An 11452-nucleotide genomic window follows, 5' to 3' on the forward strand; every position below is an offset into this window, starting at 1 on the left:
GCATGGCTCACTATGCAATAGGTGACATTCACGCCTGTCTGAGCTCCCTCAAGGCTCTGCTCGGCAAACTGGATTTTGACCCGGCACGGGACACCCTCTGGCTGACCGGTGACCTGGTGGGCCGCGGACCGGAGCCGGCGGAAACGCTGCGCTTTCTCAGCAGTCTGGGAGGCGCGGTTGAAGCGGTGCTGGGCAATCATGACATCCATTGTCTCGCCGTGGCCGCTGGCACCGGCCGGCGGCAGCGAAGGGACGAGCTCGACTCGCTGCTGGAAGCCCCGGATCGGGAGTCCCTGCTCGAGTGGCTTCGCCATCGCCCCTTGATGACACGCCCGCCGGTGGGAGACTGGGTCCTGGTGCACGCGGGCGTGCCCCCGACCTGGTCGCTGTCGGATGCCTGGAAGGCGGCGGGTGAGCTGGAATCCCGGCTTCGGGGGCCTGACTGGCAGACGCTGCTGGCGAACTTGTACGGCAATCGGCCGGATCGCTGGACCCCCACGCTGACCGGGTGGGATCGCTGGCGCTATGTCATTAATGGCTTCACCCGAATGCGCTACTGCGCGGCTGATGGTCAGCTGCTGTTCGATTACAAGGGCCCTCCGGAGGAGGCACCGCCTGACCACTGGCCCTGGTACGAGGCGCGGCGATTGAACGGCCTGATGGACGATAACACCCGAGTGATCGCCGGCCACTGGTCCCGCCTGGGGCGCCGGACCGGGCCGGGTTACGTCATGCTGGACACTGGGTGCCTGTGGGGCGGGCAATTGACCGCGCTGCACCTGGACGAGCCCTCCCCTCGGTTTACCACCGTGGACTGTAGCGCCCGTCAGGTCCCCGGGTAATCCGTTGTCTGGCGGTGCGTGAGCGCCGGAAAGCGCTGGCGTAGGGGCGCCAACTCCGACAGAGGCAGGGGCGCCACCGCTACGCCGGCGCCACCTCCCACCGGGCAACGGGCCAGCACCTCGCCCCAGGGGCTCACCACCATGCTCTCTCCATGGGTGGATCGGTTGTTGACATGTGTGCCGCCCTGATTCGGTGCCACCATGAAGCACAGGTTCTCAATGGCCCGGGACCGAACCAGGATGGCCCAGTGGGCGGCACCGGTGGCCGCCGTAAACGCCGAGGGAGCCAACAGTATCTCGGCACCCGCCGCCACCAGTTCGCGGTAATGCTCCGGGAAGCGCAGGTCATAGCAAATGGAAAGTCCCAGTCGACCCACCGGCGTATCCACGGTCACCGGGCGATCGCCGGCGGCAAAGGTGGACGACTCCCGATAACCCTCGCCGCCGGTGAGAGTGACATCGAACAGGTGGCGCTTGTCGTAACGGGCGAGGCGTTGGCCGTCCGGCCCGTAGACCAGACAGGCCGACCGGACCCGCCCCGCCTCCGGGCCGTTCAGGGGGAGGCTGCCCCCCACCAGGGTGATGCCATGCCGCTCGGCCGCCCTGGCAAGAAAGGTCTGCATCGGCCCATCCGAATCCGCCTCGGCCACCCCGAGCACATCCGTCTGGTGCCGCCCCATGAAGGCGAAGTTCTCCGGCAGCACCACCAGCTCGGCACCCCGATCTGCCGCCCGCCGAATGCCCTCTGCCGCCGCCGACAGATTCGCATCCACCTGATCACCGGAAACCATCTGTACGGCGGCGGCTTTGGCTGGCTCAGTCATCACGGTTTGCTCCATTGCGGCGGACGCCGGTGCCGATCAGTTCGAACCGGGGGTCGGCCCACGGCCCCTGAATGCGGTAACGCACCTCACTGGCTCGATCAATTTCCGGCTCCAGCAAATCCCGGGTCAAAAACAGCATGATGGCGGCGACGGGACCGCCGGCCACGCCACCCAGAAAACCCACCGTCGAGCCAACCCGTGGCGTCACGGTAACGGTTTGATCGTAGGTCTCCGTCGCGAGGTCGGTGGTCCCGACCAGGGCCATATTGAGGGACGGCCCCTTCAATGCCAGATCCTCCGTGAACAGCCGACCCTGATTACCGACCCAGGCGCCCCGCAGCGAGTCGAACCGCAGTCCGGCCCCCACCACGTCCGAAAAATCCAGGGCCAGACGGCGGGGCAGAACCGACAGGCTGAAGAGGCCGAGAGCTCGCCCCGCCCCGGGCTCCACTGCCGGCAGCGAGCCATTGCGCAGATTGACACTGAGACGCCCTTCAAGCGTGGATCGATCCGGCTGCAACAACGCGCCCTGCCAGCTCAGTTCGCCACCGAAATACCCCTGGCCACTGCGCATGGCGTCGTCGAGCCCGATGCCCGTCAGCAGCGATCCGGCATCATCCGCGTGAACATCAAAGCGCAGCAGGTAGCGATCGGTGCCCGGCGCTACCTGCTGGAGGGCGGCTTCCACCTCGCCAACCTCCCCCGCCAGTGCCAGGCGGGCCCTGCGCAGCTGCTCACCGCCACCCTCAACCCGAAACTCCAGAGCCCCCATGGGCTGCCCCGCCAGCACCAGAGCCCGGGCACTGACGTCCAGGCTGTTGCCTCGAGCCAATAACGATGCGCGATCCTGCTCCGCCGTAGTGCGCTGTCCGCGCTCGGCGCGGACGCTGGCGTCCAGGCGCTCCAGGTCCACCGCCAGATGGCGATTGTCGGGCTGCCACTGGAGCTCACCCACCGCTGACCCGCTCACCGACAAAGGCTCCGACAACCCGGATGGACTGCCCTCGAGATGAATCGCTCCCAGGCGCCATCGCCCCACATCAAGCCCCTCCGCCCGCAGATCGACCCGCTGCAAAGGCGGCAGGCCGGCAAGCGCATCAGGGGTCAAGCCGTTGCCCGCGGGCCCGTCAAAGTCCGCAATATCCAGCACCGGCAACGCACCGGTCAGCGTTATTCCCGGCTGGTCGGGTAGTGGCGGAGAGTCCGCACCCCAATGCACCGCGATCCGGCGAGCATTGGTCGACGATGCCTGCTCCCGAAGCCGCAGCCGGTCCCCATAACGAATGGCCCGTTCCACTTGCCCGTCAGCGGTTCTCTCCCAGGCAAACTGCAGATCGACCCTTTCCTCCGCCGACTTGGACAGCCCCAACGGTGCTTCGATGCCGACTCCGGACAGGTCCGTTCGCAATGTCAGCGCACCGGGAACCGGTTGACCACGGTCCAATCCGGCAAATCCCGGCTGCTCCCAGCGAAGGCGCCAGCGGCTCTCGCCATGGGCATAGGGACTCAGCAGGGCCATGCCCGGCCAGTCATCCAATCCCCGCACCGAGGTGGCATCAATCCGTATCCCGGCGGATGCACCCTCTCCCCGGGTTCTCGCCTGAGCAATCAGGTCCCGGCCCTGCAAACGGGCCCGCAGCCCGTCCCAGCGCACCCCGTCGCGGTTAAAGCGGATCTCGCCATGAATCTCGGAAAGGGTGCCCGCCGGCTGTCGCGAAGCGACCTCCGCACCGGCCAGTGACAGTATTCCATCAACATCCGGCTCGCGACCGTCCAGTGGCAGTTTCAGCGACAGATTCAGTTGCCCCTCACCCCGGGTGGAAAGCGTCAACAGCGGCCCGGCCGGATCCGCCAGCGGTGATCGGAGCAGCGTATCCACCATGGCGGTCAACGGGCCGTTCATTCGGCCATTCACCTCAACCACCGCCGCCTGCAGGTCATCGACGGAGGCGCTTGCCGAATCAACCCGCACGCCATTGATCACACCGGATTCCGCCTCGACCCCCATGGAGCGGTTGCGAAATCGCAGCGTCCCCACCAGATGCTCCAGACTGGGCCAATCCGGCCAGAAGGCCAGCTCGACGTCCTCGACCCGAGCCTTCAGGTCGAAAACCCCGGGTTTCTCATCGAAAGGAAAGGCATCCAGCGGCCCGGCGAGGCGGCCCGAGACAGCCGCGACCCGCCCGCCGACAATGGCCTCATCCAGCCACTGCACCGCCGCGGGGGGCATCACCGACTCCGGCAGGTGAGCCAGCACCCGATCGGCGTCCAGACCACCAAGGCTTGCCTGCAGGTCCACAAACGGGGACTGCCCCGCCGCCGCCCACAGACCACCGGAGAGACGGAAAGGGGCGCCACCCACAACACCCTGCGTGTCAGTCAACGAGCCGCGCCATTCCCCGTTCCCTGCTTGCCACCAGGCCAGCCCACCGCTCAGGGCCGTCACCGATACCCCCTCACGCAGGAACCCGTCGCCCACCTGAGCCGCTCCCGCCTGTAGCGTCAGTTGCCCACCCCGCGGGCCGAGTTCGACGCTCAGCTGCTCGCCGCTGGCCGTTAAACCCTGACCGCGGAGGAGCAGCTCCGCGTCCCGCACGTCACCGCGAGCCCGCCAGTGGCTCGGGGACTCCCAGACGACAGCCAGATCCTGCACATGCCCCGCAACCGCAAAATCACCCCGCTGGAGCTCCGGCGCCAGCGGGGCGAGCCAGGCGAGGGGCAGCGCCTCGACTTTCAGCCGCCATGGGCTGCCGGCTGCCTGCCCCAACGCCAGGTCACCCACCGACTGGGGCCGGGCCTCGCGGTCCAGCAGTTGGCGGGGATGCAGGCCGCCCTGCCAGCCCTCCGGCGTCCGGTGCCACTGCCCCACCGCATCCATCTGATCCAGCGATCCGTCCAACAGGTTGAGCCCCTCGCCCTGCAGATGCATTTGCCAGCGGGGCAGTCCCGACTCCGGGAAATCCAGCCACAGACGGGCATTGAGCCGGGCATCGGGGTCGGGTCGCAGCGCCGCCGGCCCAGGCAGTCGCGGCAGAGCGTGGCCATGAATCCCGCTGAGATCGATAAAGCCCCGCGTGGCCGCCGGGTCACCGGCCGGCACCCGAAGCCGCCCCCGCATGCGCTGCTCACCCGCTCGGGCGTCCACCGCGAAGCGCCACTCTCCCGCCGGTGTCTGACGCCAGCGCAGGGCCACCGGGTCGAAGCTCATCTGCACCCCCAGCGGATCGTCCTGAGCCAGCAGACGCGAGTCGCGAATCAGCAGGTGATCCACGGGCAGATCCCGGAGTACGTCGATAAACCGCTCCAGGGAGACGCCGCGCTGCTGGACTGGCAACGGCAGCAGGCCGGCGAGCCGCCAGGTCTGATCGGCCTGCCGCCGGGCGGCGACCTCCAGGCCGGAGGCCTCCAGGGAATGCAGTTGAAAGCGTCGCTGCTGGAGGGATGCCCATGGCGAGATCACCAGCGACAGGGACTGCAGGCGTAACGGCTGACCCTGATCTTCGTCATCGACGTGACGGATCACCACATCAGACAACACCAGACTGGGTCGCCATCCCGCCAGTCTGGCATCCAGTTCGCCGATGGAGAGGTCGGCCCCCAGGTGCCCACTGGCCACCGCCTCCACGCGCTCTACCAGCGCCGGGGCGAAAGCGAATGCCAGACGGATGCCGGTTAGTGCCACCGCCATGGCCACGACGCAGGCCGCCACCCCGTAAACGAGGACCGCTTTCAGGCGCTCGCCCCGTTGCGGCCAGATCCAGCGTTGCAGAGTCTGGCGAAGGCTCATGTCTACATCAGCACCACATCGAACTGCTCGATGTTATAGAGCGGTTCAGCCTGGAACTGGATCGGTCGGCCCACGAACGTCTCGAGTTCGGCAAAGCTGTCGCTTTCCTCGTCGATGGCCCGGTCCACCACCTCCTGGGCGGCCAGCACCAGCAGCTGCGTGACTTCGAACTGACGGGAGGCGCGAATGATCTCGCGGGCAATCTCGTGCACCACGGTCTCGGCGCTTTTCAGATAACCCCGGCCACCGCAGGTGGGGCATTCCCGGCACAGCACATGCTGCAACGACTCCCGGGTGCGCTTGCGGGTGATTTCCACCAGCCCGAGTGCGGAGATGCCACTGATTTGGGTGCGGGCATGATCCCGGGCCAGCCCCTTCTCCAGTGCCCGCAGCACCTGGCGATGATGGTCCGGATCTTCCATGTCGATAAAGTCCACAATGATCATGCCGCCCAGATTGCGCAGGCGCAGCTGCCGGACGATGGACTGAGCCGCCTCCAGATTGGTTTTGAACAGGGTTTCTTCCAGCGTCCGATGCCCGACATAACCCCCGGTGTTCACGTCAATGGTGGTCATGGCTTCGGTCTGATCAATGATCAGATAACCCCCGGATTTCAGGGCCACCCGGCGCTGCAGAGCGCGCTGGATTTCATCCTCGGTGCCGTAGAGGTCGAAAATCGGCCGCTCGCCGGGGTAATGCTCCAGGCGCGGCAGCAGCTCCGGGAGGAACGCCTCACAGAACGTGCGCATGCGCTCGTGCCCCTCCCGGGAATCCACCCGGATGCGCTCCACATCATCGCTGGCCAGATCGCGGAGGATACGCAGCATCAGCGGCAGGTCGTCATGCAGTCGGGTCGCGGGCTGGGCCTCCTCCCCGCGTCGACGGATAGCCGCCCACAACTTCTGCAGAAATTCCCAGTCCCGGGCCAGAGCGCCGGCGTCGACACCCTCGGCCGCGGTTCGCAGGATGCACCCGTGGGGGCAGTCCGGCCCCATTAACGTCTCAACCATCCCGTGAAGCCGGGAGCGCTCCTCCGGGGCTTCGATCCGGGCTGACAAACCGATCCCCGGCGCATTCACCAGCAGCACCATGTAGCGGGATGGAATCGACAGGCGGGTGGTCAGACGCGCGCCCTTGCTGCCGATGGGATCCTTGAGCACCTGCACCAGCAGACTTTGCTGCTCACGCACCAGCTGCTGGATCGGCGGTGTCTCCGGCGGTGTCTCCGGCACCGTGCCGGCAACATCCGCCTGACCGACGGTCAAGTCGGAAGCATGAAGAAAAGCGGTGCGATCCAGACCCACCTCGATAAAGGCTGCCTGCATGCCAGGGAGCACCCGGGCGACCTCGCCAAGATAAATGTTGCCCACCAGGCCCCGGCGCCGGGAACGTTCGATGTGAATTTCCTGGAGGCTGCCGTTATCGAGGACCGCTGCCCGGGTCTCGCGCGGCGTGAGGTTGACCAGGATTTCCTGGCTCACTGCTCCGCCGACCAGCCAACCTGGTAGTCAATGCCGAAGTCAGTCAGCAAGTCGTGGGTTTCGAACATCGGCAGGCCCATGACGCCAGTGTAGCTGCCTTCAAGCTGCTCGATGAATACCCCGCCACGACCCTGAATGCCATAGCCACCGGCCTTGTCCACCGGCTCGCCGCTGCGCCAGTAGGCGTCGACCTCGCCAGGCAGGAGTGGACGCAGGGTAACCGTGCTCAGCGACAGGCGCGTGGCCTCGTAGCTGTCGTCCACCAGTGCCACGCCGGTCAGCACACGGTGACTGCGCCCGGCGAGCCGCTGCAGCATGGCCGCCGCCTCGGCCTGACTGCCCGGTTTGCCAAGGACCTCGTCTTCCAGCACCACGGCGGTGTCGGCGCCCAGCACCGGCCGATCGGAGCCGGAAGGTCGTGACGCCAGTCCGGCGCGCGCCTTTTCCAGCGCCAGCCGCACCACGAAGACCTCCGGGGTTTCCTCCTCATTCACCGCCTCGTCAACGCCCTGGTGGAGGGTTTCAAAGCGCACACCCATGCGCTGGAGAATCTCGTGCCGCCGGGGAGACGTCGAGGCGAGATAGAGATCGGGATGTTCAGGGTCCGGCATCGTAGCCTCCTTGCATGGACGGGCCGTTCAGGCCCGGTGATAGGGATGCCCGGAAAGCAGCGTCCAGGCGCGGTAAAGCTGCTCGGCCACCACCACCCGGACCAGCATGTGCGGCAGGGTCAGCGCCGATAGCGACCAGCGGCGCTCGGCCGCCCGCTTGACCGCGGGATCCAACCCGTCCGCGCCCCCAATCAGGAACGCCAGATCCTGGCCCTGCTGCATGGCATCGTCCAGATAGTCTGCCAGATCCCGGGTCGACCATTGCTGCCCCCGTTCATCCAGGGCCACCAGACGGGCCCCGCCGGCCGCTGACTGCAGGGCTTGCCACTCCTGGGCACGGGCGCGGTCCAGGTCGCCACCCCGCCGTGCCGCCCCCGGGTTGACCGCGTGCAGCCCCAGAGGAAGGTGTCGAGGCATGCGCCCGGCGAACTCGTCGAATCCGGTCTGGACCCAGGCCGGTGGTCGGCGGCCCACCGCCACCACATCAAGCCGCACCCGTCACTCTCCGGGCTCGGTTTCGGAGGGAACGTCAGGATCGGATTCGCCCTCTTCCACCGCCCAGATCCGCTCCAGGCGGTAAAAATCTCTGACATCTTCCAGCATGACGTGGGTAACCACGTCACCGAGATCCACCAGAACCCATTCGCTGCCCTCAAGGCCCTCCACCCCCAACGGACGCTGGTCCCGGTCACGGGCAGCCTCAATCACCGACTCGGCGATGGAGCGAACATGACGCCTTGAGTTGCCGGAAGCGAACAGCATGTAGTCGGTGATGGCGGTCTTGCCCCGCACATCAATCAGTCGCGGGTTAACGGCCTTCATGTCCTCCAGCGCCGTTTCCACGCAGTGACGGAGATCCTCGGATGACTGAATGGTTTTAGTCATGATGCGTCTGCATCCTCCCGGGCATGTCGCCCTTACTGCTGGGGATAACCGTAGCCCCGGCACCTTGATAGCGCGGTCCAGACCCGGTCCGGTACCAACCCGCGGACTGAATACCCCTGGGCCAGGGACCGGCGCAACGCCGTCGCGGAAATCTCCAGCTGTGAAACCGGCTGGAACCAAACACGGCCCGCCGGCGACCGGCGAAGTTCAGCCGGGTTCACGGCCCGTCGGGCCGTCAGCCAGCCGGCCAGCGTGTCCGACCACCCACCGCCGGCATCGCCGCCCCGGGTGGTCACCACCAGATGCGCCAGGCCGGTCAGCTCCCGCCAGCGATGCCACTGCGTCAGGCCGCGGAATGCGTCGCTGCCCATGATGAAACAGAGGGGCCGACGGGGACCCAGGTCACGCCTGAGCGATGCCAGCGTGTCCGCCGTGTAGGACGCACCGGCCCGGCGCAGTTCCCGGTCATCAACCACCAGACCCGGCACGTCTTCCACGGCCAGTCGCAATAGCCGACAGCGCAATGCCGCATCGGCGCGAGGCTGGGATCGGTGGGGCGGGACGCTCACCGGCACCATCCTGACCTCGGAGAGCCCGAGGGCCTGCAATAACTCGACGGCAGGACGGATATGGCCCCAATGGACCGGGTCGAAGGTTCCACCCAGCACCGCCACCGGCGAACCGCCGGTGTCCGTCATTCGCGAATGTGCCCTTCGCCGAGCACGATGTATTTCTGGGTGGTGAGACCCTCAAGGCCCACCGGACCGCGCACATGAAGCCGGTCGGTACTGATTCCGATCTCGGCGCCGAGGCCATACTCGAACCCGTCCGCAAACCGGGTGGAGGCATTCACCATCACCGAGCTGGAGTCCACCTCGCGCAGAAAACGCTCGGCGCTGGGCTGATGGCTGGTCACGATGGCCTCGGTGTGACCGGAGGAGTGCCGGGCGATATGGGCCATGGCCTCATCCAGGCCATCGACCACCCGCACGGACAGAATGGGGGCGAGATACTCGGTGTCCCAGTCGGCGTCAACGGCGGGCGTCATGGACGGCACCAGGCGCCGGCTCTGCTCGCAGCCCCGGACCTCGACCCCCAGTTCGTCGAAGCGGGCCTGCAGGCGCGGCAACAGCTCCGCGGCCACCCGCGTGTCCACCAGCAGTGTCTCGAGGGTGTTGCAGGTGCCGTAACGCTGGGACTTGGCATTCACCACCACCCGTTCGGCCATATCCAGATCCGCGGCGCCGTCCACGAAGCAATGGCAAATGCCGTCCAGGTGCTTGATCATGGGAACGGTGGCCTCACGCATAATGCGCTCGATCAGCCCCTTGCCGCCCCGGGGCACCAGCACGTCCACAAGATCGGACAGGGTGATCAGTGCACCCACGGCGGCCCGATCCGTGGTCTCCACCACCTGAACCGCCGTGCGGGGCAGCCCGACACTCTCGAGGCCCGTGGCAATGCAGGCCGCAATGGCCTGATTGGAGTGCTGCGCCTCGGATCCGCCCCGGAGAATGCAGGCATTGCCGGATTTCAGGCACAGTGCGGCCGCGTCGGCGGTCACATTGGGACGCGACTCGTAAATAATTCCGACCACGCCGAGGGGGACCCGCATGCGGCCGACGCGGATGCCCGACGGCATGGGGTTGAGGTTCTCGATGGCGCCCACCGGATCCGGCAGGGCCGCCACCTGCTCCAGGCCTGTCGCCATCGCCTCGATCCGCGACCCATCCAGGGCCAGTCGATCCAGCAGCGCCTCGTCAAGACCGTTTTCGCGGCCTGCGGCCAGATCGCGGGCATTGGCTTCCTGCAGTTGCGGAGCCGCCTGACGAATCGCTTCCGCCATGGCTTTCAGAGCCGCGCTGCGAATCCCGCTGTCGCTGGCCGCCAGCACCGATGCCGCGTCCCTGGCCTGACGCCCCAGGGCACGAACATATTCAGCGATATCATCTCCGGCGGCGGCTTCCCTTACCTGCATCTCAATGCTCTCCAGTCCTGTTAGTGAGGCGCGGAAATCCGCGCCATGTCGGTCGCCAATTCTATCAGTTCGTCCCACGGACGCCGTCGCTCCGCGCCCTTGAGCACCCGATCCACGGCGGCGGCCCGCGCCAGCAACGCTGGCCAGGCGTCATCCGGCGCAAAATGGGCCAGACGCTGCAGTCGACTCTGCCGGTTTTTCCAGACCCGATGCCGCCGCAGCACCGCCTGACTGTCGGCGCCACCGCCACCAGCAGCCTGGAGCTCCGCCAGTACCCGCAGATCACGGCTGAGCCCCCAGAGCACGAGAACCGGTTCCTCTCCCTCGGCCCGCAGTCGTCGAAGCACCCGCATCGTGCGGGACACGTCGCCTTCCAGAACCGCATCCGGGAGATCAAACACCGCAAAGCGTGCCCCGTCCGCGACGGCCTCCCGCACCCGGTCCGCACCCAACGGCTGATCGCCGCCGAGCAGCCGCAGTTTGTCGATCTCCTGGGCGACCGCCAGCAGGTTGCCCTCGTTACGCTCCGCCAGCACCGACACTGCATCGGCATCCAGGGCAAGCCCCCGCGACCGGGCGCGGCGGCTGATCCAGGTGCTGAGCTCCTGACGCTTCACCGGCCATGCATAACTCATGACGCCAGCCTGGGCCATCGCGCCGGCCCAGGCACTTTTCCGTTGTGCCGGCTCCAGCTTGCCGCAGATCAACACCAGCACCACGTCCGTCGGTGGTGCCGCCGCATAGTCCTTCAATGCCGCCGCGCCCTCCTTGCCGGGGCGTCCCCCTGGCAGGCGCACTTCCACCAGACGGCGCTGACTGAACAGCGACAGGCTCCGAGCAACGTCCTGTAGGCGCTTCCAGTCGAACTGACCATCGGCATGCAGCACTTCCCGTTCGTCAAAGCCCTGTTCCCTGACCTGTTGGCGCAGGTCATCCAGGGCTTCTTCCACCAGTAGCGGCTCCTCCCCGGCCAGCAGGTACACCGGATCCGGGCCCTTCGCCACACGGCTGGACAGCTGATCGATGCGCACCTCGGGCATGACG

General features: G+C 66.9%; 10 protein-coding genes. 1 reads left to right on the forward strand and 9 read right to left on the reverse strand.

The genetic code is table 11. The features are described 5' to 3' along the window. The first annotated feature begins 2 nt into the window (after positions 1–2). Entirely contained in the window at positions 3–842 is an 840-nt protein-coding gene (locus GJ672_RS08080) for a symmetrical bis(5'-nucleosyl)-tetraphosphatase (protein ID WP_154296704.1), read from the forward strand. Here GJ672_RS08080 and GJ672_RS08085 read toward each other — a convergent pair. Genes GJ672_RS08085 through holA form a run of 9 tightly spaced genes read right to left on the reverse strand, consistent with a single transcriptional unit; the run spans position 827 to position 11448 of the window. After that, positions 827–1666 carry a carbon-nitrogen hydrolase family protein gene (locus GJ672_RS08085; protein ID WP_154296705.1) on the reverse strand — a complete coding sequence of 280 codons (840 nt, stop codon included), beginning with the start codon at positions 1664–1666 and terminating at the stop codon, positions 827–829. The genes GJ672_RS08080 and GJ672_RS08085 overlap by 16 nt on opposite strands. Next, positions 1659–5453 carry a YhdP family protein gene (locus tag GJ672_RS08090; RefSeq protein ID WP_154296706.1) on the reverse strand — a complete coding sequence of 1265 codons (3795 nt, stop codon included), beginning with the start codon at positions 5451–5453 and terminating at the stop codon, positions 1659–1661. The genes GJ672_RS08085 and GJ672_RS08090 overlap by 8 nt, the downstream gene beginning before the upstream one ends. 2 nt (positions 5454–5455) lie before the next feature. Then, positions 5456–6934: a ribonuclease G gene (gene rng / locus GJ672_RS08095; RefSeq protein ID WP_154296707.1), complete on the reverse strand. Its 1479-nt coding sequence runs from the start codon at positions 6932–6934 to the stop codon at positions 5456–5458. After that, positions 6931–7545, reverse strand: a complete 615-nt coding sequence (locus GJ672_RS08100; RefSeq protein WP_154296708.1) for a nucleoside triphosphate pyrophosphatase — start codon at positions 7543–7545, stop codon at positions 6931–6933. Before GJ672_RS08100 ends, rng begins: the two co-directional genes overlap by 4 nt. Before the next feature lie 27 nt (positions 7546–7572). Beyond that, positions 7573–8040 (reverse strand): 23S rRNA (pseudouridine(1915)-N(3))-methyltransferase RlmH, encoded by a 468-nt coding sequence (gene rlmH, locus GJ672_RS08105; RefSeq protein WP_154296709.1) that lies wholly within the window; start codon positions 8038–8040, stop codon positions 7573–7575. 3 nt (positions 8041–8043) lie between these two features. Next, positions 8044–8430, reverse strand: coding sequence for a ribosome silencing factor (gene rsfS, locus GJ672_RS08110; protein WP_154296710.1), 387 nt, complete (start codon positions 8428–8430; stop codon positions 8044–8046). A 32-nt stretch (positions 8431–8462) separates the two neighbouring features. Further along, positions 8463–9128 (reverse strand): nicotinate-nucleotide adenylyltransferase, encoded by a 666-nt coding sequence (nadD, locus tag GJ672_RS08115; RefSeq protein WP_154296711.1) that lies wholly within the window; start codon positions 9126–9128, stop codon positions 8463–8465. Then, the gene (locus GJ672_RS08120; RefSeq protein WP_154296712.1) at positions 9125–10408 is read right to left on the reverse strand and encodes a glutamate-5-semialdehyde dehydrogenase; all 1284 of its coding nucleotides are present in this window, start codon (positions 10406–10408) and stop codon (positions 9125–9127) included. Before GJ672_RS08120 ends, nadD begins: the two co-directional genes overlap by 4 nt. Positions 10409–10428: 20 nt before the next feature. Further along, complete coding sequence (gene holA / locus GJ672_RS08125) at positions 10429–11448, reverse strand: DNA polymerase III subunit delta (protein WP_154296713.1); 1020 nt, start codon at positions 11446–11448, stop codon at positions 10429–10431. Positions 11449–11452 lie beyond the last annotated feature (4 nt).

The sequence above is a fragment of the Spiribacter sp. 2438 genome (genome assembly GCF_009676705.1).
In the GTDB taxonomy this organism is placed as follows: Bacteria; Pseudomonadota; Gammaproteobacteria; order Nitrococcales; family Nitrococcaceae; genus Spiribacter.

What these genes read in the sequence shown, in the direction of transcription:
- GJ672_RS08080 (WP_154296704.1), top strand. Translation starts at nt 3, where the DNA reads ATGGCTCACTATGCAATAGGTGACATTCACGCCTGTCTGAGCTCCCTC.
- GJ672_RS08085 (WP_154296705.1), bottom strand. Translation starts at nt 1,666, where the DNA reads ATGACTGAGCCAGCCAAAGCCGCCGCCGTACAGATGGTTTCCGGTGAT.
- GJ672_RS08090 (WP_154296706.1), bottom strand. Translation starts at nt 5,453, where the DNA reads ATGAGCCTTCGCCAGACTCTGCAACGCTGGATCTGGCCGCAACGGGGC.
- GJ672_RS08100 (WP_154296708.1), bottom strand. Translation starts at nt 7,545, where the DNA reads ATGCCGGACCCTGAACATCCCGATCTCTATCTCGCCTCGACGTCTCCC.
- rsfS (WP_154296710.1), bottom strand. Translation starts at nt 8,430, where the DNA reads ATGACTAAAACCATTCAGTCATCCGAGGATCTCCGTCACTGCGTGGAA.
- nadD (WP_154296711.1), bottom strand. Translation starts at nt 9,128, where the DNA reads ATGACGGACACCGGCGGTTCGCCGGTGGCGGTGCTGGGTGGAACCTTC.
- GJ672_RS08120 (WP_154296712.1), bottom strand. Translation starts at nt 10,408, where the DNA reads ATGCAGGTAAGGGAAGCCGCCGCCGGAGATGATATCGCTGAATATGTT.
- holA (WP_154296713.1), bottom strand. Translation starts at nt 11,448, where the DNA reads ATGCCCGAGGTGCGCATCGATCAGCTGTCCAGCCGTGTGGCGAAGGGC.